This is a genomic window from Bradyrhizobium sp. S3.3.6 (assembly GCF_040546905.1).
In the GTDB taxonomy this organism is placed as follows: Bacteria; Pseudomonadota; Alphaproteobacteria; order Rhizobiales; family Xanthobacteraceae; genus Bradyrhizobium; species Bradyrhizobium cytisi.
This window is the reverse complement of the sequence record NZ_JBEPOT010000010.1, coordinates 246,128-265,981: the sequence shown is the minus strand read 5'-3', so window position 1 is coordinate 265,981 and position 19,854 is coordinate 246,128. Positions and strand designations below refer to the sequence as shown.

Below are 19,854 nucleotides of genomic sequence, written 5' to 3'. Positions count from 1 at the left end.
CTGCCACCCCCAGCAAATGCGAATTCGGCTTTGCCCGCAAGGGTTTGCCTTGCGGAATGGATTTACAACTGGCGGTGTCGCGCCAGCCTGTGTATAAGGCGGCCCTCGCAACCCACAGATCAGGTTGCACTTTTTGCTTCACGGAGAGATTGCGATGTCCGAGCGGTGGACGCCCGAGTCCTGGCGCAGCAAGCCGGTGCTACAGGTGCCCGATTATCCCGACGCCAAGGCTTTGGCCGACGTCGAGGCGCAGCTTGCAACCTTTCCGCCGCTGGTGTTTGCCGGCGAGGCGCGCAATCTGAAGAAGGCGCTGGGGCGCGTTGCGGCCGGCGACGCCTTCCTGCTGCAGGGCGGCGATTGCGCCGAGAGCTTTGCCGAGCACGGCGCCAACAACATCCGCGACTTCTTCCGCGTGCTGCTGCAGATGGCGGTGGTGCTGACCTATGCCGGCGCGGTGCCGGTGGTGAAGGTCGGCCGCATCGCCGGCCAGTTTGCAAAACCGCGCTCGTCGCCGACCGAGAAGATCGACGGCGTCGAGCTGCCGAGCTATCGCGGCGACATCGTCAACGACATCGCCTTCACCAGGGAAGCGCGCGTGCCGGATCCGCAGCGCCAGCTAATGGCCTATCGCCAGTCGGCCGCGACGCTGAACCTGCTCCGCGCCTTCGCCACCGGCGGCTTCGCCAACCTCGGCAGCGTGCATCAGTGGATGCTCGGCTTCCTCAAGGACTCGCCGCAGTCCCGCCGCTACAAGGAACTGGCCGACCGCATCTCGGACGCGCTCAACTTCATGCGTGCCTGCGGCCTCGATCTCGAAAGCCATCCCGAGCTGCGCGCTACCGATTTCTACACCAGCCATGAGGCGCTGTTGCTCGGCTACGAGCAGGCCATGACCCGCGTTGATTCCACGACCGGCGACTGGTACGCGACCTCGGGCCACATGATCTGGATCGGCGACCGCACCCGCCAGCTCGATCACGGCCACATCGAATATTTCCGCGGCATCAAGAACCCGATCGGCCTGAAATGCGGCCCGTCGCTCAAGCCCGACGAGCTGCTGAAGCTGATCGACGTGCTCAATCCTGACAACGAGCCGGGCCGGCTGACACTGATCAACCGTTTCGGCTCCGACAAGGTCGCCGACCATCTGCCGGGCCTGATCCGCGCCGTGAAGCGCGAGGGCAGGGTGGTGGTCTGGTCGTGCGACCCCATGCACGGCAACACCATCACCTCCACGTCGGGCTACAAGACGCGGCCGTTCGACCGCGTGCTGTCGGAGGTGAAGTCGTTCTTCACGATCCACGCCGCGGAAGGCACGCACGCCGGTGGCGTGCATCTGGAGATGACCGGCCAGGACGTCACCGAGTGCATCGGCGGCGCCCGCGCCATCACGGACGAGGATCTCAACGACCGCTACCACACGGTTTGCGATCCCCGCCTCAATGCCGAGCAATCCATCGACATGGCTTTCCTGGTCGCCGAACTGCTGAAGCAGGAACGCGTCGGCAAAGCCAAGCCGATGCCGTTTGCAGCGGGGCTCTAAAACCTTGCTGCGGATCTGGAAGGCCACGATCAACTCCCGCAACGGTCTGGCCTTTGCGTTCCGCTCGGAGCAGGCCGTCCGCGAGGAGATCTTTGCGCTGCTCCTGTCGCTGCCGGTGGCCTGGTTGGTCGCCGCCAGCGCGACGCGCGCGGTCGAGCTGGTCTGCTCGGTCGCCTTCGTGCTGGTGGTCGAGTTGCTCAACACCGCGATCGAGAAGCTCGCCGATCGCCTGACCATGGATCACGACAAGCAGATCGGGCGGGTCAAGGACATGGGCTCGGCCGCGGTCGGCGTCGCGCTGCTGATGGCCGGCGCGTTCTGGATCATCGCGATCATCGAGCGTCTGGGATTCCTCTAGCCACGAAATTGGAGTGCGGTGGCCATGACCGAACGTCTCGACGCATTCGCGGTCACGCTCGCCCAGCTCAATCCGACCATGGGCGATATCGATGGCAATGCCGCGAAGGTTCGCTCGGCACGCGAGCGAGCGATCGCCGATGGTGCCGATCTGGTGCTGTTTCCGGAATTGTTCATCGCCGGTTATCCGCCGGAAGATCTGGTGCAGAAGCCGGCCTTCCAGGCCGCCTGCCGTTCCGTCATCGAAGCGCTAGCGCGCGAGACCGCCGACGGCGGCCCGGCGCTGCTGGTCGGCACGCCCTGGGTCGAGGACGGCAAGCTCTACAATGCCTGTGCGCTGCTCGACGGCGGGCGCATCGCCGCGTTGCGCTTCAAATGCAATCTGCCGAATTACGGTGTGTTCGACGAGAAGCGGCTGTTTGCGCGCGGGCCAGCTGCTGGTCCGGTCACCGTGCGCGGCGTGCGGATCGGCGTGGCGATCTGCGAGGACATCTGGCTGGAAGAGTCCGAGGACTACGAGAACGTGATCGAGACGCTGGCCGAGACCGGCGCCGAGATCATTCTGGTCCCGAACGGCTCGCCCTATGGCCGCGACAAGAACGATGTGCGTCTGTCGGTGGCGGTCGCGCGGGTCACCGAGAGCGGCCTGCCTCTGGTCTATCTCAACCAGGTCTGCGGCCAGGACGAGCTCGTGTTCGACGGCGCGTCTTTCGCGCTCAATGGCGATTTCTCGCTTGCCGCGCAACTGCCCGCGTTCGAGGAGAACGTCACGACGTTGCGCTTCATCAGAAACGGCGGCGATTGGCGTTGCACGGGTCCGATCGCGGAGCAGCCCGAGGGCGATAAGGCCGACTATGCCGCCTGCGTGCTGGGCTTGCGCGACTACGTTACCAAAAACGGCTTTCCCGGTGTGCTGCTCGGCATCTCGGGCGGCATCGATTCCGCACTCTGTGCGGCGATCGCGGTCGACGCACTCGGCGCCGACCAGGTGCACGGCGTGATGCTGCCTTATCGCTACACGGCGGCACACTCGATTGCCGATGCGGGCGAGCTCGCCGGCCATCTCGGCATCCGCTACGAGGTGTTGCCGATCGCGGAGGCGGTGAATGGTTTCGAGACCATTCTGTCCGGCATCTTCAAGAACCTGCCGCCCGATATCACCGAGGAAAACCTCCAGGCCCGGACCCGCGGCACGCTGCTGATGGCGATCTCCAACAAGACTGGGCTGATGGTGGTGACGACGGGCAACAAGTCGGAAATGTCGGTCGGCTATGCCACGCTCTATGGCGACATGAACGGCGGCTTCAATCCGATCAAGGACATCTACAAGACGCAGGTGTTTCGATTGGCGGCGCTGCGCAATGCATGGAAACCGGACGGCGCGCTCGGACCGGGGGGCGAGGTGATCCCGCCCGATATCATCACACGACCGCCGACTGCGGAGCTGCGTGAGAACCAGACCGATCAGGACTCACTGCCGGCTTACGAGGTGCTCGACGCGATCCTGGAGCGTCTGGTCGAACGCGAGGAGCCACTCGACCAGATCATCGCCGCGGGCTTCGACCGCGAGACGGTGACCCGCATCGACCATCTGCTCAACGTCGCCGAATACAAGCGCCGCCAGGCCGCCCCCGGCGTGAAGGTGACGCGGAAGAACTTCGGCCGCGACCGCCGCTATCCCATCACCAACCGCTTTCGCGACAGAGGCGAGAAGTTGCCCGCGCCCGACGAGACGCTGGTCTCGCCCGGCAGCAAGGCGTCGATCGACGCGTTCGAGGGGTAGGCGATCCATTCCGCTGTCATCATCCGCGAAGGCGGATGATCCAGTACTCCGCGGCGGAAATCGCGAAAACCGACTGCTGCTGCGGCGTACTGGATGCCCCGCATTCGCGGGGCATGACACTGAGTTTGGAGCCGCTTACTTCTGCTGCTGCGGCAGGAAGCTCGGGCCGACCGAGCGGATCGGCTTGTTCTCCGACGCGGTCGCGGTGCTCGCGTCCGCAGGCGGCGTCGCGGCCGGTGTAGCCACCGTCGGCGCAGCGGCTGCGCCCTTCTTGGCATTCGCCGGCGCGCCCTTGGTGAGCTGCCGCTGCTGCATCTTCTTGGCGCTCTCCTCGGTGACGATGATGTCACCCTGCTGCTCGGCGGCCGCCTTGTCGTCGGCCGATTTCAGCGCATCGGCCCAGGTCTGGCCCGCCGCTTTGCACGAGCAGGACGGGTTGAACTCGCTGCGGAATTTGAAGGCGGTCGGCAGCGCCGTGTAGGGCTGGCCGCTGATCGAGACCGCGGAGCTCATGTCCTCGCCGGGATTGCGGTGGGCGTAGAGCGCGGCTTCGGCCGCCGGGCACAGCGCCTTGCAGGTCCTCTCGTCATCGGGGAAGCGCGCTGGCACGGTCGCAAACGAGATCGGGAAATACGCGCCGTCGCAGGTGCGCACGCAGACGGTGCGGTAGGTGCCGGATTGCGGGCCGCCGAGATCGGAGGGCGGCGCGCCCGGCGGATTGTTGGCGTTATTGCCGCCGAACAGATTGCTCAGGAAGTTGCCGCCCTGCGACTGCACGGCGTTGGCGTATTGCGGGCCGCAATTGTTTTGCGCGAGCGCAATCAGCACCGAACGGCGCTGGCTGTCGCGCTCAGGGCTGCCGCCGGCACCGCCGCCGCGCAGGCGTTCGAGATTGCCGGTGATCTGGTCGAGATTGGCACGCATCTGCTGGATCTGGGTGTTGACCGGACCGCATTGCGCCGACTGGCCGTTGAACAGCGAGAAGAAGCCAGAGGAATCGCAGCCCATGCGCTTGGCCTGCATGGTGACGCGGTCGAGCTCGGCTTGCTGGCGGGTCTGGGAATCCTGGTAGCGGCGGATCTGGTCGTCGCGCGCGGGATCGCCGCTCGCCCCACCGTTGAGCGCGGCGAGTTGTCCTTCGAGCCGCACGCACATCGGGTTCGGCCCGAGCCCTCCCTGGGTGGGCGGAGGCGGCGGTGCTCCGGGCGGGCCAGCCTGTGCAAAGGCGTCAGTGGCGAGCACGATCGCACTCAGAAGCACGGTGCAGGCAAGGAAGGAGCGGGGACGGGACAGGGACAAAAATTCAGGCATATCCGCCATTCTAGCGAGGTCACGGCCCCAAGTGACTTTTCAATGTGATTTGGGGGCCGAAGCGCGCCCTCCAATAGCCGCTTCCTGCGGCAGCGTCACGTCGTTTCAGGGGCGGTAAACGGGTCCTAAGGTCCGCCAGCTCCGAGCGAATTCAGCGCTGGCAGGTGATTGCGACATATTCATCGCAATGGCCATGGGAGCAGTTTGCGCCGGATTTGGGGACAGAGCCGGTAATTTCGTCGGGATCGACCCGGCGGTAGCTTGATGCCTGTGCAAAGTCCCGTGACTGGCAGTACATGCGGGCGACCTGCGCGCCGCACTTCTCGCCCTTGGCCAGGCACTGGTCGACGCCGTAGCCGTCGGCCTGGTTGGCGATGATGAAGACGCGGGTCTCGGCGAAAGCGCTGGATGCCGCGAGAAGAGAGGCACAGGAGACAAGCGCGAGCAGGGATCGCATGGGTGCACCGGGGGCTGGGGGGACCACCGGGTTCCGAATTAAACCCAAAAGGTTAAGGATGACGAACCATCAAGGCGGTGCGGCCGCGCATTGCGGAAATAAAGCGGCATTTTCGCGGCTCTCTTGACGAAAGGCGCCTTCGTGGCCCATATGTCGCCGCATGAACGGTCTCCTCGCCATCTGCATTATTTGCCGCGAGATTACGAGCTAGCGATTCGCTGGCTGGAGCCGTCTTTTCTCAAAACCATTGAGAGCACTGGACGCCCGGCCAACAGCCGACGGGTATCCATATGGAATTGCGCCTTTACGATACGATGACGAAGGAGAAGCGCACCTTCGTGCCGCTTAAGCCAGAGAACGTCCGCATGTACGTCTGCGGACCGACCGTCTACGACTTCGCCCATATCGGCAATGCGCGGCCGGTGATCGTGTTCGACGTGCTGTTTCGGCTGCTCCGCCATCTCTATGGCGAGGCGCACGTGAAGTATGTCCGCAACATCACCGACGTCGACGACAAGATCAACGATCGCGCCGCGCGGGATTTTCCCGGCTTGCCGCTGAACGAGGCGATCCGCAAGGTCACCGAGCAGACCGGCAAGCAGTTTCACGCCGACGTCGATGCGCTCGGCGCGCTCCGGCCGAGCGTCGAGCCGCGCGCGACCGAGCATATCGGCGAGATGCGCGAGATCATCGAAAGGCTCATTGCCGGCGGCTTTGCCTACGCTGCCGAGGACCACGTGCTGTTCTCGCCGCAGGCGATGAACGCGGCCAATTCCACGCTGCCGCGCTATGGCGCGCTGTCGAAGCGGTCGCTTGACGAAATGATCGCCGGCGCGCGCGTCGAGGTCGCGCCCTACAAAAAGGATTCGACCGACTTCGTGCTGTGGAAGCCGTCCAAGCCCGGCGAGCCGTCCTGGCCGTCGCCGGCCGGCATCGCCGCGCAGGGACGTCCGGGCTGGCACATCGAATGCTCGGCCATGGCCTGGAAGCATCTCGGCGAGCAGTTCGACATCCATGGCGGCGGCATCGATCTCGTGTTTCCGCATCACGAGAACGAGGTCGCCCAGACCTGTTGCGCCTTTCACCAGCAGCGCATGGCGAACTACTGGATGCACAACGGCTTTCTGCAGGTCGAGAGCGAGAAGATGTCGAAGAGCCTCGGCAACTTCATCACCATCCACGAGCTGCTCGCGGACTGGCCGGGTGAGGTGCTGCGCCTCAACATGCTGAAGACGCACTACACCTCGCCGATCGACTGGACCATGAAGTCGCTGGAGGAGAGCGCCAAGACGCTCAACGATTGGTATCGCTTTGCCGCTGACGTCGCTCCGTCAAAGCCGGCGGCGTCCGTGGTCGAAGCCCTGCTCGACGACCTCAATACGCCGCAGGCGATCGCGGCGCTGCATGGTCTGCGCAATTCGTCTGATGCGGCCGGTCTTTCCGCGTCGCTGCGTCTGCTCGGCTTCCTGTCCGAGAGTGTGGCGCAATGGGAGGGCCGCAAGCGCCAGGCGAGTGGCATCGATGCCGGCGAGATCGATCGCCTGATCGCGGAGCGCACGGCTGCGCGGGCGCGAAAAGACTTCAGGGAATCCGATCGCATCCGTGACGAGCTCGCGGCCAAGGGCGTCGTCATTAAGGACGGCAAGGATTCCGACGGCAAGCCGGTGACGACCTGGGAGCTCGCGTGATGGCACAAGCGCATCCCAAGCCCGGCTTGCGGCCGTTTTTGCCTGATGACGTTCCCATGCTGGCCGCGATCTTCGCCGCCAGCATCCAGGAGCTGACCGGCGACGACTACAGCGAGGCGCAGCAGGAAGCCTGGATGGCGGCGGCGGAGGACGAGGAGTTCGGCAAGCGGCTCGCGGCCGACCTGACCCTGATCGCGACGCTCGACGGCTCGCCCGTCGGCTTCGCCTCGCTGCGCGGCAAGGATCACATCCGTATGCTCTACGTTCATCCAGCCGTGGGACGGCAGGGCATCGCGACCATGCTGGTCGACGCGCTGGAAAAGCTCGCCGGCGGCCGTGGCGCGGAAAAATTGACGGTCGACGCCAGCGATACAGCGGAAGGCTTCTTCGCCAAGCGCGGTTATATCGCCATGCAGCGCAATAGCATCACCGTCAACGACGAGTGGCTCGCCAACACCACCATGCAGAAAACGTTCGGCACCGGACCCGCATCGGGAGCGCTGCAATGAGCAAGGAGCGTCTGTATCTGTTCGACACCACGCTGCGCGACGGTGCGCAGACCAACGGCGTCGACTTCACGCTGACCGACAAGCAGGTCATCGCGGCGATGCTCGACGAGCTCGGCATCGACTATGTCGAGGGCGGTTATCCCGGCGCCAATCCGCTCGACACCGAATTTTTCGGCAACAAGCCGAAGCTGAACCATGCGCGCTTCACCGCCTTCGGCATGACGCGGCGGGCAGGCCGCTCGGTCTCCAATGACCCCGGCGTCGCCGGGCTCCTGGACGCGAAGGCGGACGCGATCTGCTTCGTGGCAAAGTCCTCGGCGTATCAGGTACGCGTCGCGCTGGAGACGACGAAAGAGGAAAATCTTGCCTCGATCCGCGACAGCGTCGCAGCGGCAAAGGCCGCCGGCCGCGAGGTCATGCTCGACTGCGAGCACTTTTTCGACGGCTACAAGGAAGATTCGACCTTCGCGCTCGCCTGCGCCAGGGCCGCCTATGAGGCCGGCGCGCGCTGGGTGGTGTTGTGCGACACCAACGGCGGCACCATGCCGAACGAGATCGAGGCGATCGTCACCGAGGTGACCAAGCACATCCCCGGCGACCATCTCGGCATCCACGCCCATAACGACACCGAGCAGGCGGTGGCGAATTCGCTCGCCGCGGTGCGCGCCGGGGCGCGGCAGATCCAGGGCACGCTGAACGGACTCGGCGAGCGCTGCGGCAACGCCAACCTCTGCTCGCTGATTCCGACCTTGAAGCTGAAGCGGGAATTCGCCGACACCTTCGATATCTCGGTCACGCCGGAAAAGCTTGCAACGCTGGTCAAGGTCTCGCGTACGCTCGACGACATGCTCAACCGCGTGCCGAACCGCCATGCCGCCTATGTCGGCGAGAGCGCCTTCGTCACCAAGACCGGCATTCACGCCTCCGCCGTGATGAAGGATCCGCAGACCTACGAGCATGTGTTGCCGGAGACCGTCGGCAATCACCGCAAGGTGCTGGTGTCCGACCAGGCCGGCCGCTCCAACGTCATGGCCGAGCTCGACCGCGCCGGTATCGCTTACGAGAAGCGAGATCCGAAGCTGACCCGACTGGTCGAGGAATTGAAAGAGCGGGAGGCTGCCGGCTACGCCTATGAATCCGCCAACGCCTCGTTCGATCTGCTGGCGCGCCGCACGCTCGGAAAAGTGCCGCAATATTTCGAGGTCGAGCAGTTCGATGTCAATGTCGAGCAGCGCTACAACGCGCTTGGTGAGCGCGTCACGGTCGCCTTGGCCGTGGTGAAGGTCGACGTTGCAGGCGAGCATCTGATCTCGGCAGCCGAGGGCAACGGCCCGGTGAACGCGCTCGACGTCGCGTTGCGCAAGGATCTCGGAAAATACCAGAAGTACATTGAGGGCCTGACGCTGATCGATTACCGCGTGCGTATCCTCAACGGCGGCACCGGTGCGGTGACACGCGTCCTGATCGAGAGCGAGGATGAGAACGGCGATCGCTGGACCACGGTCGGCGTGTCCCCGAACATCATCGACGCCTCGTTCCAGGCGCTGATGGATTCGGTGATCTACAAGCTCGTGAAGTCGGGCGCGCCGGCGTAGGGCGCGGCGGCGCTACAAACGCCGTCATTGCGAGCGTAGCGAAGCAATCCAGACTGTCACCGCGGAAAGACTCTGGATTGCTTCGCTTCGCTCGCAATGACGAGGAGAGAGGGGAGCGCTAGCAATGATCGACCACATCTCCGTTGGCGTCAGCGAGCTCGAACGCTCCGCAAAGTTCTATGAAGCCACGCTCGCCGCCCTCGGCCTCACCCGCATCGTCACGCGGCCGCGCACGGTCGGCTTCGGCAAGGCCTATCCCGAGTTCTGGATCAATCTGCGCGAGGCCATGCCGCCTGTGCCGCCGGAGAGCGGCGTGCACATCTGCCTGCGGGCGAAGACAACGGCCGATGTCGATGCATTCCACGCTGCCGCGCTTGCGACCGGTGGCGCATCGGATGGCGCGCCGGGCATTCGCCCGCACGACCGCGTGCGCTACTACGCAGCCTTCGTCCTTGATCCCGACGGCAACCGGATCGAGGCGGTGACGTTTCCGAGCGAGTGAGGCTTAAAGCTTGCGCGCCACTTCCGGGGCGAGCTGCTTTTCCGCCTCGGCGAGCTGTGCCACGGCGGCCTTCAGCTTCGGCAAGATGTCCTCGACGCGATCGGCCTTGAGGATATCGACCGAGAGGCCGGCGCGGATGAACTCGGTCTGGCGCATATGCGACAGCAGCGAGAACAGCGGCTCCCAGAAATTGTCGAAATTGGCGAGCAGCACCGGCTTGGCGTGACGGCCGAGCTGCTTCCAGGTCAGCTGCTCGACCAGCTCCTCCAGCGTGCCGACGCCGCCCGGCAGCGCCACGAAGGCGTCGGAGCGCTCGAACATCAGCCGCTTGCGCTCGTGCATGTCGGGGGTGACGATCATTTCCTGCACGCGGGTCAGCGCATTCTCGCGCTTTCGCAGGAATTCGGGAATGATGCCGGTGACGGTGCCGCCGTGATCGAGCACGGAGGTCGCGACCGAGCCCATCAGGCCAAGCGAGCCGCCGCCATAAACCAGGCGGATGTTGCTCTCGGCGAGCGCCTTGCCGAATGCCTTGGCGCCTTCGGTGAAGTGGGGATTGGTTCCGGGACCGGAGCCGCAATAGACACAGACGGTTTTGATCGTGCTCATTGGCGCCATGATGCATTGCAGCGAATGGGCGTCAAGCCCAATCGGTGATTCGGACCGCCCGCAAATCTACCGGTAAATGGCGACAAACAATCGAAGATTCGCCATCTGGCGGGGTGCGCTGGCCCCCGGAAGCTTCTATATGACGAGCGAAAACAGTTAATCGCAACGCGCCCGCATCCGGCGGGCCTTCAGGTTTCTTGATGAGCCCACCTCATTCGCCAGACGTCCCCGACGTGCCTGATCCCTCAGGCGGACCGCTGGAGCGGGCCACCCTGATAGGCACACTGGCGCATCTGTGGCCCCACATCTGGCCGGGCGACCGCGTCGACCTGAAGATGCGGGTGGTCTGGTCGATGGTGCTGCTGCTCGCCGCCAAACTGATCACGTTGACGGTGCCGTTCAGCTTCAAATGGGCGACGGATGCGTTGACCGGCGCTAACACCGCGCCGGTGCAGCCTGACAATTGGCACCTCTGGGTGATCGCCTCGCCATTGCTGCTGACCGCGAGCTACGGCGTCATGCGCATCGTGATGGCGGTGCTGACGCAATGGCGCGACGGCATTTTCGCGCGCGTCGCCATGCACGCGGTGCGCAAGCTCGCCACCATCACCTTCGTCCACATGCACGAGCTGTCGCTGCGCTTTCATCTCGAGCGCAAGACCGGCGGCCTGACGCGCGTGCTCGAGCGCGGCCGCGAGGGCATCGAGGTCATCGTGCGCATGGTGATCCTTCAGTTGATTCCGACCATCGTCGAGGTCTCGCTGCTGCTGGCCGTGCTGCTGTGGCAGTTCGACTGGCGCTACGTGGTCGCAACCCTGATCACCGTCACGGTCTACATGTATTACACCTACGTCGCGACCGAATGGCGGATCGGCATCCGCCGCAAGATGAACGATTCCGACACCGAGGCGAACACCAAGGCGATCGACTCGCTGCTCAACTACGAGACCGTCAAATATTTCAGCGCCGAGGCGCGAGAGGCGCAGCGCTACGACCGTTCGGTGGCGCGCTACGAGGAGTCGAGCGTCCACGCCTACACTTCGTTGGCCGTGCTCAATACCGGGCAAGCCGTGATCTTCACGCTGGGCCTGACCGCGACCATGCTGATGTGCGCGATCGGCGTGCGCAACGGCACCAACACGGTCGGCGATTTCGTGCTGGTCAACGCCATGATGATCCAGCTCTACCAACCCCTGAACTTCATGGGCATGGTCTATCGCGAGATCAAGCAGGCGATCATCGACATCGAGAAGATGTTCGGCGTGATCGGCCGCGAGGCCGAGATCAAGGATGAGCCCGGCGCGCAGCCGTTGGTCGTCTCCGCCGGTACGGTGCGCTTCGAGGACGTGCGCTTTGCCTATGAGCCGGCGCGCCCGATCCTGAAAGGCATCAGCTTCGAGGTGCCGGCCGGCAAGACGGTCGCGATCGTCGGCCCGTCAGGTGCCGGCAAGTCGACCATCTCGCGGCTGCTGTTCCGCCTCTACGACATCTCCGGCGGAAAGATCCTGATCGACGGCCAGGACATCCGCGAGGTCACGCAGGCGAGCTTGCGCGCCTCCATCGGCATGGTGCCGCAGGATACGGTGCTGTTCAACGACACCATCCGCTACAACATCCGCTACGGCCGCTGGGACGCTGGCGATGCCGAGGTCGAGGAGGCGGCGCGGCTGGCGCAGATCGACCATTTCATTCGCATGGCGCCGATGGGTTACGAGACCCAGGTCGGCGAGCGCGGGCTGAAGCTGTCGGGCGGCGAGAAGCAGCGCGTCGCGATCGCGCGCACGGTGTTGAAGGCGCCGCCGATCCTGGTGCTGGACGAGGCGACCTCTGCGCTCGACACCCACACCGAACACGAGATCCAGGGCGCGCTCGACCGGGTGGCGAAGAACCGCACCTCGCTCGTGATCGCCCACCGGCTCTCGACCATTGTCGGTGCCGACGAGATCATCGTGCTGGACCAGGGCCGCATCGCCGAGCGCGGTACCCATGCCAGCCTGCTCGCGCAGGGCGGTCTCTACGCCAGCATGTGGAACAGGCAGCGCGAAGCCGAGGCTGCACGCGAGAAACTGGCCCGGATGGCCGACAGCAGCGAGGCGCCCAACCGGGAGCCGCCGGCGGTCGAGGACGCCCTCACGGCGCAAGCGGCCGCGGAGTGAGCTTGTCTCCGGTCCCAACTCTGGCCTAAACAACCCCGGTGCGCGAGACGACCCGCGCCATCAACCCCTGAGCGGCAGATAGCGATGTCCATTCTCGATTCGATCCAGCGTCAGATCCCGCCGATCCACAAGGAGGGCTATCCCTTCATCGGCGGCTTTGCGCTGGCAAGCCTCGTCCTGTTCTGGCTGTGGTCGCCGCTAGGCTGGATTGGCACCATCCTCACCGTATGGTGCGCGCTGTTCTTCCGCGATCCGGTGCGCGTGACGCCGGTGCGCGACGGGCTCGTGGTGTCGCCGGCCGATGGCCGTGTCTCGATGATCACCATGGCGCTGCCGCCGGCCGAGCTCGGGCTCGGCGACCGTCCGCTGCCGCGCGTCTCGGTCTTCATGAGCGTGTTCAACTGCCATGTGAACCGCAGTCCGATCGCGGGCAGGGTGGACCGCATCGCCTATCGGCCGGGCCTCTTCATCAATGCCGAGCTCGACAAGGCGAGCGAGGACAATGAGCGCAATTCGCTGGTCATCTCGACGCCGCAGGGCCGTATCGGCGTGATCCAGATCGCAGGCCTCATCGCCAAGCGCATCGTGTGCTTCGTTAGGGAAGGGCAGGCGGTCGGCGCCGGTGAGCGGTTCGGCCTGATCCGGTTCGGCTCGCGGCTCGACGTCTACCTGCCAGTCGGCACCAAGGCGCTGGTCTCGGAAGGGCAGACGGCGATCGCCGGCGAGACCATCCTGGCCGATCTCACCGGAGACGACCCGAACCGCTCCTATCGCGCCAATTAACCAAGAAGCCGCTGTCGGGGGCCTTCCGCCGCAATGGCGGAAGGGGAAATGGCTTGCTATATCTCGCCTGCAGGTGAGGACGCGCCAATGACGCCCTACGACTACAGAGATCCCGATGTTCGCCGCCGGCGGTTCCGCCCGATCCCGGTGCGGATGCTGGTGCCCAACGTCATCACGCTGCTGGCGATCTGCGCCGGCCTGACCTCGATCCGGCTGTCGATCGAGGGGCGTATGTCGCTCGCCGTCTACGCCATCGTGTTCGCGGCCGCGCTCGACGGCATCGACGGCCGCGTCGCGCGCCTGATCAAGGGGCAGTCCAAATTCGGTGCCGAGCTCGACAGCCTTGCCGATTTCGTCAATTTCGGCGTCGCGCCCGGCCTGATGCTGTACTTCTGGCAGCTGCACGAGCTCGGCAATGCCGGCTGGATCGCCGCCATGGTGTTTGCGATCTCCGGCGGCTTGCGGCTCGCGCGCTTCAACGCCACCATGGACGATCCGAACAAGCCCGCTTTCGCCGCCAATTTTTTCACCGGCGTGCCCGCGCCGGCCGGCGCTATCACCGTGCTGCTGCCGATCTACGTCGCCTTCCTCGATCTCGGTCGCGCACCGGCGGCGGTGACAGCGGCCTATACGCTCCTGATTGCCTTCCTGATGGTCTCGCGCCTGCCGGTGTTCTCCGGCAAGACCAAGCGGATGCGCGTGCCGCCGGAGCTGGTGCTGCCGGCGTTCGTCGCGGTGATCTTCTTCATCGCGCTTGTGATCGCCTATCCCTGGCACGTGCTCTCGATCGGCACGGTACTCTATCTGCTTGGCCTGCCGCTCGGCTACAAATCCTATCGCGACCAGGCGCGTGCGATGGAAGCCATCGCCCCTGCGGGGAGCGAGGTCTCGTCGCCGCCCTCGGCGCCGACAATGGCGAGCCTGTCCGAGCCGCCGCACGACGACGACCGGCCCGGACGGCTGCACTGAGCGATCGCGCGCGGATATCTGCCATGAGTGCGCCCGAGTTGGGTTGAGACCCGATCTCGGCTATATCGCCCTGTGCCGGCGGCATCGCGTCAATCAGCCGCCAATCTGGGAGATAACGCCGTGACCAATACCGCGACCGGGCCGCTGCCCGCTTCCGTCCTCGAAGCGCTGGGCCGCTACGACACGCCGACGATCTGCAACGCCATGGAGATCGTGGCGCCCGAGCGCCGCCTGATCGGCTACACCACCAAGCAACTGGTCTGCCCGTTCCCGGATTTGCCGCCGATCGTCGGCTACGCCCGCACCGTCGCGATCCGCGCGGTGTTGAAATCGTCGCTGCCGGCCGAAGAACAGTCGAAGCGCCGCATCGAATATTACGAATATGTCGGCACCGGCCACGGGCCGCGCGTCGCGGTGATCCAGGACATCGACGGTCCCGACGTCGGCTACGGCGCGTTCTGGGGCGAGGTGCAGAGCAACGTGCACAAGGCGCTTGGTTGCCTCGGCGTCGTCACCGACGGCTCGATCCGCGACATCCCGCAATGGGCCCCGGGCTTCCAGGCGCTGGCCGGCTCGATCGGCCCGTCGCATGCATGGGTGCACGCGGAGAGCTTTGGTGGCGAGGTGCGCGTCGCCGGCATGACCGTGAAGTCCGACGATCTGATCCACGCCGACCAGCATGGCGCCATCGTGATCCCGCTCGACATTGCCGCGAAGCTCCCCGAGGCCGCCGAGCTCTGCGGCCGCCGCGAGACGCCGATCCTCGAGATCGCGCGCAGCCCGGACTTCTCGCTCGAGAAGCTCAAGGCCGCGCTGAAGCGCTCGGCGGAGATCCACTAGTCTCGGAGTAGCTCCATGGACGTGCTCGGCAAGACGGTTCTGATCACAGGCTCGACCGATGGTGTCGGGCGCTATGTCGCAAGCCGCCTTGCCGCCGAGGGCGCACGCGTTCTGATCCATGGTCGGAGTGTCGAGCGTGCAAAATCACTGATCGACGAGATCGTGAAGGCCGGCCACACTGCGCCGACCTTCTATCAAACCGATCTGTCGTCGATGGCAGGCACGCGCGCGCTCGCCGACGCCGTGACGCGCGATCATCAGCGTCTCGACGTCTTCGTCAGCAATGCCGGCATCGGCTCGCAGAACGGCGGTCCGCAGCGTCAGGAGAGCCGCGACGGTCACGAACTGCGCTTTGCCGTGAACTATCTCTCGGGCTTTCTGCTCGTCCATCTGCTGCTGCCGTTGCTGAAGGCTGCAGCACCTTCGCGCATCGTCAATGTCGCGTCGCTCGGCCAGCATCCGATCGATTTCGACGACGTCATGATCACGAAGGGCTACAGCGGCTCGCGCGCCTATGCGCAGAGCAAGCTGTCGCAGATTATGTTCACCATCGATCTCGCGGCCGAGCTCAAGGACGTCGGCATCACCGTGAATTCGTTGCATCCGGCGACCTATATGAACACCACGATGGTACGCGCCGGCGGCATCACGCCGATGTCGACGGTGGAGCAAGGTGGTGCTGCCATCCTGCATCTGGTCCAGGGCGACGATGTCGCGGGCAAGAGCGGCCTGTTCTTCAACGGCATGAACGAGGCGCGCGCCAATCCGCAGGCCTATGACGCCGATGCGCGCAGGCGCCTGCGCGCGCTCAGCCTGGAGCTGACAGGACTGTCGTCCTGACGCGCCTCATTCATGGTTAGCAGAACGTTGAGATTGGTGTCGCAGAACGGCAAAGCCGCCGTCATTTCCGCGCACCGCGCCGCTCCGTCGCATCGGCTGAACTTAACCTTTACGCGGCTTTAAGGGCGGGTCTTTAGGGTTTCCGATGCGGTTCGGGGTTGGACCGCGCCACCGGCCAGGACGGCCGTTGTTGCGTTCGCTTTGGAGACTCCCATGGATATTATGACGGGCGCCGGCCTCTTGGCGGGCATGATCGTCATCGCGACGATGGTGTTTCTCGGCGGCGATCTGCACATGTTCATCAGCGATCATGCGATGATCATCATCTTCGGAGGATCGGCCGCAGCGACCATGATCCGCTTTCCGCTCTCGGCGCTGATGCACGGCCTGCCGCTTGGCGCCAAGTTCGCCTTCACGATGAGCCGTCTGTCGGCCCATGATCTCGTCGACGAGCTCGCCCGCATCGCCGAGATCGCGCGCAAGCAGGGCCCGGTCGGCCTGGAAAAGGTCGAGACCGACGAGCCGTTCCTCGCCAAGGGCATCCGCTACGTCGCCGACGGCTACGATCTCGATTTCATCAGGGATAATCTGGAGCGCGACCGCGACAATTTCCTGCTGCACCTCAACGAGGGCAGCAAGATCTACCGCGCCGTCGGCGACTGCGCGCCTGCATTCGGCATGATCGGAACGCTGATCGGCATGGTGCAGATGTTTTCGAACATGTCGGATCCCTCGAAGCTCGGCCCGTTCATGGCGACCGCCCTGCTGGCAACTCTCTATGGTGCGTTGGTAGCGAACCTGCTCTGCCTGCCGATCGCTGATAAGCTGCATGGCAAGCTGATCGACGAGGAAACCAATCGCACGCTGATCATCGACGGCATTCTGATGATTCGCGACTCCAAGAGCCCGACTTTGGTGCGCGAAATGCTTCTGGCCTATCTGCCCGAGAAGCACCGCCACGCCGAAGGCGAGCCGGTTCCGGCGTAACGCCGGACGTCGGGACCTGACCGATGGCAAAGAAGAAACGCGAAGAAGCACATGGCGGCCATGGCTGGTTCGTGACGTTTGCGGATCTGATGGCGTTGCTGCTGGCGTTTTTCGTGATGCTGGTCGCATTCTCCACCCAGGACGCCAACAAGCTGAAGATCGTCGCAGGCTCCATGCGCGAGGCCTTCGGCGTCCAGAGCGAAGCGCGCTACGCCGGCATCATCGAATCCGACGGCCTGCCGACCCGCGCGCGGCTGAAGAACGTCGACCACATCCAGCCTGAGGAGGCCTCCAACACGCCGACACCGGACCAGGAGGATCGCGACAAGACGTCCGGCGCCAAGATCAAGGTCGACCGCAACTTCGCGCTCGCCGCTGCCTCGCTGCGACAGGCCTTGCAGGACCTGCCGGAGCTGACCGAGATGTCCAAGCACATCATGTTCGAGGAGACCAAGCAGGGCCTCAATCTCGAGATCGTCGACCAGGACGGCCGCTCGATGTTCGCTGACGGCTCCAAGGTGCCCTACGACCGCACCCGCCGCCTGATCGAGAAGCTCGCGGTGCCCCTCAAGGCGACCCCCTTGCGCGTCTCGATCGCCGGCCACACCGCGGCCGGCTTCGTGCCGACCCGCAGCGACTACGGTGCCTTCGACCTGTCGGCTGACCGCGCCAACGCCGTGCGCCAGATCCTCGAGCGCGAGGGCCTGCCGCCGTCGCATATCTTCGCCGTCTCCGGCAAGGCGGACACGCAGCCGCTGTTCCCGGACGATCCGTCGCTGGCGGCGAACCGCCGCGTCACCATCACCTTGATGCGTGAGGATCCGCCGCTGCCGCCGAACTTGAAGCCCTAAACCTCTTGCGCTACCATTTTACCTGAGGCTATTCGTCGCGAAGACGACGAACGTGGCCGCGCCGTTACAGCATCTCGCTCCGCGCCTGCTATGGTGGGGGGCCGATTGACAGGCGCGCCGGAAGCTTCAAAAGGCGCCGGATCAATTCCAGGGACGAAGCGTTTTCCACCCTCATGACGGCGAGCATCACATCGACCGAGACCCAGGAAGGGCCGGTCACCTCCGGCTTTTGGTCCCTCACGCTCGGGAGCATCGGTGTCGTCTTCGGCGACATCGGCACCTCGCCACTTTACGCGTTCCACGAGGCGGTCAGGGGCGCGGCCCATGGCGAGCCGGTGACGCGGATCATGGTGCTCGGCGTGCTCTCGCTGATCCTGTGGGCGCTTCTGATCGTCGTCACCGCCAAATATGTCCTGCTGCTGCTGCGGGCCGACAATAACGGGGAGGGCGGCACGCTCTCGCTTATGGCGCTCGGCCAACGCGCGCTGGGGCGGCGGAGCTGGTTCCTGCTCGCGCTCGGCGTGGTCGGCGCCTCCATGTTCATCGGCGATTCCATGATCACGCCGGCGATCTCGGTGCTGTCGGCAGTCGATGGCCTCAAGCTCGCGACGCCGGCGTTCGAGCACTATGTCGTGCCGCTGACGGTGCTGATCCTGGTGCTGCTGTTCGCGGTCCAGAGCAAGGGGACCGCGCTGGTGGCTTCGGCCTTCGGGCCGGTGATGGTCATCTGGTTCACCATCCTGGCGGTGCTGGGCGTCATTCACATCGCCGACGATCCGTCGGTGCTGGCCGCGATCAATCCCTATTATGCGTTCCAATTCCTGCTGTCGCACGGCACGATCGGCCTGGTAACGCTCGGCGCGGTCTTCCTCGCCGTAACCGGTGGCGAGGCGCTCTATGCCGACCTTGGCCATTTCGGCCGCAAGCCGATCCAGTCGGCCTGGATGTTCTTCGTGCTGCCGTCGCTGCTGATCAATTATTTCGGGCAGGGCGCACTGGTGCTTTCCGATCCAAGCGCGATCGAGCATTCGTTCTATCGCATGGTGCCGGAGCATCTGTTGCTGCCGCTGGTCGGCCTTGCAACCGCGGCCACCGTGATCGCGAGCCAGGCGGTGATCACCGGCGCCTATTCGCTGGTCTATCAGGCGGTGCAGCTCGGCCTCCTGCCGCGCTTCGAGGTGCGCTACACCTCCGAGAGCCATGCCGGCCAGATCTATCTGCCGCGCGTCAACCGGCTGCTGCTGATTGGCGTGATGCTGCTGGTGCTGTTGTTCCACACGCCCAGCAATTTGGCTTCGGCCTATGGCATCGCGGTCTCCACCACCATGGTTGCCGATGGCATCATGGGTTTTGTGGTGATCTGGAAATTGTGGAACTGGCGCGCCGCGACGGCTGCGGTCGTGATCCTGCCCTTCGTCATGGTCGACATGACCTTCTTCAGCGCCAACCTGCTGAAGCTGCTCGAAGGCGCCTGGGTGCCGCTGCTGTTCGGTGCGGCGATGGCAGGGACGATCTGGACCTGGCGGCGCGGCTCGGGAATTCTGATCCAGAAGACGCGCCGGATCGAGGTGCCGCTGGACGATTTGATCCGCAGCCTGGAGAAGCGGCCGCCGCACATCGTCAAGGGCACGGCGGTGTTTTTGACCAGCGATCCCGCCTTCGTGCCGACCGCGCTCCTGCACAATCTCAAGCACAACAAGGTGCTGCACGAGCACAACGTGATCCTGACCATCGAGACCGCACACACGCCGCGGGTCGATCTCTCCGAGCGCTTCAAGATGGAGAAGATCAGCGAGAAGTTCTCCAAGGTCCGGCTGCGCTTCGGCTTCATGGAGCAACCGAACGTGCCCAAGGCGCTCGCGATTGCGCGCAAGCAGGGCTGGCAGTTCGACATCATGTCGACGTCGTTCTTCGTGTCTCGGCGCTCGCTGAAGGCGTCGGCGCAGTCGGGCATGCCGCTCTGGCAGGATCACCTGTTCATCGCGCTCAGCCGCTCAGCCAACGATGCCACCGACTATTTCCAGATTCCGACCGGGCGGGTGGTTGAAGTCGGAACCCAAGTCACCATTTGAGC

17 protein-coding genes and 1 pseudogene are annotated in these 19,854 nt (G+C 64.7%); 15 read left to right on the top strand and 3 right to left on the bottom strand.

Annotation, left to right across the window (positions count from 1 at the left end; all coding sequences use genetic code 11):
- Window positions 1–154 precede the first annotated feature (154 nt).
- From ABID59_RS26805 to ABID59_RS26795, 3 genes are read left to right on the top strand one after another with little or no spacing between them, the layout of a single operon-like run.
- Window positions 155–1,543, top strand: a complete 1,389-nt coding sequence (locus ABID59_RS26805; protein WP_354085379.1) for a class II 3-deoxy-7-phosphoheptulonate synthase — start codon at window positions 155–157, stop codon at window positions 1,541–1,543.
- A 4-nt stretch (window positions 1,544–1,547) separates the two neighbouring features.
- Window positions 1,548–1,901 (top strand): diacylglycerol kinase, encoded by a 354-nt coding sequence (locus ABID59_RS26800; RefSeq protein WP_354085378.1) that lies wholly within the window; start codon window positions 1,548–1,550, stop codon window positions 1,899–1,901.
- A gap of 24 nt (window positions 1,902–1,925) precedes the next feature.
- A complete protein-coding gene (locus tag ABID59_RS26795; RefSeq protein ID WP_354085377.1) occupies window positions 1,926–3,683 on the top strand; it encodes an NAD+ synthase in 1,758 nt (585 codons plus the stop codon).
- 135 nt (window positions 3,684–3,818) lie between these two features.
- Here the strand turns inward: ABID59_RS26795 and ABID59_RS26790 are convergent, their stop codons facing one another.
- Entirely contained in the window at window positions 3,819–5,003 is a 1,185-nt protein-coding gene (locus tag ABID59_RS26790) for a DUF2865 domain-containing protein (RefSeq protein WP_354085376.1), read from the bottom strand.
- 142 nt (window positions 5,004–5,145) lie between these two features.
- The gene (locus tag ABID59_RS26785) at window positions 5,146–5,451 is read right to left on the bottom strand and encodes a hypothetical protein (RefSeq protein WP_354085375.1); all 306 of its coding nucleotides are present in this window, start codon (window positions 5,449–5,451) and stop codon (window positions 5,146–5,148) included.
- 290 nt (window positions 5,452–5,741) lie between these two features.
- Between ABID59_RS26785 and cysS the strand changes: the two genes are divergently transcribed.
- The 4 genes from cysS (at window position 5,742) to ABID59_RS26765 (ending at window position 9,745) form a co-directional block, all read left to right on the top strand.
- Window positions 5,742–7,139, top strand: a complete 1,398-nt coding sequence (cysS, locus tag ABID59_RS26780; protein WP_354085374.1) for a cysteine--tRNA ligase — start codon at window positions 5,742–5,744, stop codon at window positions 7,137–7,139.
- Complete coding sequence (locus ABID59_RS26775) at window positions 7,139–7,648, top strand: GNAT family N-acetyltransferase (protein WP_354085373.1); 510 nt, start codon at window positions 7,139–7,141, stop codon at window positions 7,646–7,648. Before cysS ends, ABID59_RS26775 begins: the two co-directional genes overlap by 1 nt.
- The gene (gene cimA / locus ABID59_RS26770; RefSeq protein WP_354085372.1) at window positions 7,645–9,243 is read left to right on the top strand and encodes a citramalate synthase; all 1,599 of its coding nucleotides are present in this window, start codon (window positions 7,645–7,647) and stop codon (window positions 9,241–9,243) included. The genes ABID59_RS26775 and cimA overlap by 4 nt, the downstream gene beginning before the upstream one ends.
- Window positions 9,244–9,367: 124 nt before the next feature.
- A complete protein-coding gene (locus ABID59_RS26765) occupies window positions 9,368–9,745 on the top strand; it encodes a VOC family protein (protein ID WP_354085371.1) in 378 nt (125 codons plus the stop codon).
- 3 nt (window positions 9,746–9,748) lie between these two features.
- On the opposite strand, the gene ABID59_RS26760 is transcribed toward ABID59_RS26765, so the two are convergent.
- Complete coding sequence (locus tag ABID59_RS26760) at window positions 9,749–10,354, bottom strand: LOG family protein (RefSeq protein WP_187435059.1); 606 nt, start codon at window positions 10,352–10,354, stop codon at window positions 9,749–9,751.
- 200 nt (window positions 10,355–10,554) lie between these two features.
- Between ABID59_RS26760 and ABID59_RS26755 the strand changes: the two genes are divergently transcribed.
- The 8 genes and pseudogenes from ABID59_RS26755 to ABID59_RS26720 all read left to right on the top strand — a co-directional run bounded on the left by ABID59_RS26755 (window position 10,555) and on the right by ABID59_RS26720 (window position 19,852).
- Complete coding sequence (locus tag ABID59_RS26755; RefSeq protein ID WP_354085370.1) at window positions 10,555–12,510, top strand: ABCB family ABC transporter ATP-binding protein/permease; 1,956 nt, start codon at window positions 10,555–10,557, stop codon at window positions 12,508–12,510.
- Between the two features lie 57 nt (window positions 12,511–12,567).
- Window positions 12,568–13,293, top strand: a pseudogene (locus ABID59_RS26750) (phosphatidylserine decarboxylase); the annotation flags it as partial.
- A gap of 87 nt (window positions 13,294–13,380) precedes the next feature.
- Entirely contained in the window at window positions 13,381–14,262 is an 882-nt protein-coding gene (locus ABID59_RS26745) for a CDP-alcohol phosphatidyltransferase family protein (RefSeq protein WP_148753181.1), read from the top strand.
- Between the two features lie 120 nt (window positions 14,263–14,382).
- Window positions 14,383–15,102 (top strand): RraA family protein, encoded by a 720-nt coding sequence (locus tag ABID59_RS26740; RefSeq protein ID WP_354085369.1) that lies wholly within the window; start codon window positions 14,383–14,385, stop codon window positions 15,100–15,102.
- Window positions 15,103–15,117: 15 nt separating this feature from the next.
- Window positions 15,118–15,942, top strand: a complete 825-nt coding sequence (locus ABID59_RS26735; RefSeq protein WP_354085368.1) for an SDR family NAD(P)-dependent oxidoreductase — start codon at window positions 15,118–15,120, stop codon at window positions 15,940–15,942.
- A gap of 213 nt (window positions 15,943–16,155) precedes the next feature.
- Window positions 16,156–16,929 (top strand): motility protein A, encoded by a 774-nt coding sequence (locus ABID59_RS26730; RefSeq protein ID WP_148753133.1) that lies wholly within the window; start codon window positions 16,156–16,158, stop codon window positions 16,927–16,929.
- A 23-nt stretch (window positions 16,930–16,952) separates the two neighbouring features.
- Window positions 16,953–17,780, top strand: coding sequence for an OmpA/MotB family protein (locus ABID59_RS26725; protein ID WP_148753132.1), 828 nt, complete (start codon window positions 16,953–16,955; stop codon window positions 17,778–17,780).
- A gap of 173 nt (window positions 17,781–17,953) precedes the next feature.
- The gene (locus ABID59_RS26720) at window positions 17,954–19,852 is read left to right on the top strand and encodes a potassium transporter Kup (RefSeq protein ID WP_354085367.1); all 1,899 of its coding nucleotides are present in this window, start codon (window positions 17,954–17,956) and stop codon (window positions 19,850–19,852) included.
- The last annotated feature ends 2 nt before the right edge of the window (window positions 19,853–19,854 follow it).

Coding starts and splice junctions, on each gene's coding strand:
- cimA (WP_354085372.1), top strand. CDS start 7,645: ATGAGCAAGGAGCGTCTGTATCTGTTCGACACCACGCTGCGCGACGGT.
- ABID59_RS26745 (WP_148753181.1), top strand. CDS start 13,381: ATGACGCCCTACGACTACAGAGATCCCGATGTTCGCCGCCGGCGGTTC.
- ABID59_RS26765 (WP_354085371.1), top strand. CDS start 9,368: ATGATCGACCACATCTCCGTTGGCGTCAGCGAGCTCGAACGCTCCGCA.
- ABID59_RS26725 (WP_148753132.1), top strand. CDS start 16,953: ATGGCAAAGAAGAAACGCGAAGAAGCACATGGCGGCCATGGCTGGTTC.
- ABID59_RS26795 (WP_354085377.1), top strand. CDS start 1,926: ATGACCGAACGTCTCGACGCATTCGCGGTCACGCTCGCCCAGCTCAAT.
- ABID59_RS26760 (WP_187435059.1), bottom strand. CDS start 10,354: ATGAGCACGATCAAAACCGTCTGTGTCTATTGCGGCTCCGGTCCCGGA.
- ABID59_RS26755 (WP_354085370.1), top strand. CDS start 10,555: ATGAGCCCACCTCATTCGCCAGACGTCCCCGACGTGCCTGATCCCTCA.
- ABID59_RS26785 (WP_354085375.1), bottom strand. CDS start 5,451: ATGCGATCCCTGCTCGCGCTTGTCTCCTGTGCCTCTCTTCTCGCGGCA.
- ABID59_RS26735 (WP_354085368.1), top strand. CDS start 15,118: ATGGACGTGCTCGGCAAGACGGTTCTGATCACAGGCTCGACCGATGGT.
- ABID59_RS26805 (WP_354085379.1), top strand. CDS start 155: ATGTCCGAGCGGTGGACGCCCGAGTCCTGGCGCAGCAAGCCGGTGCTA.
- ABID59_RS26720 (WP_354085367.1), top strand. CDS start 17,954: ATGACGGCGAGCATCACATCGACCGAGACCCAGGAAGGGCCGGTCACC.
- ABID59_RS26730 (WP_148753133.1), top strand. CDS start 16,156: ATGGATATTATGACGGGCGCCGGCCTCTTGGCGGGCATGATCGTCATC.
- ABID59_RS26775 (WP_354085373.1), top strand. CDS start 7,139: ATGGCACAAGCGCATCCCAAGCCCGGCTTGCGGCCGTTTTTGCCTGAT.
- cysS (WP_354085374.1), top strand. CDS start 5,742: ATGGAATTGCGCCTTTACGATACGATGACGAAGGAGAAGCGCACCTTC.
- ABID59_RS26790 (WP_354085376.1), bottom strand. CDS start 5,003: ATGGCGGATATGCCTGAATTTTTGTCCCTGTCCCGTCCCCGCTCCTTC.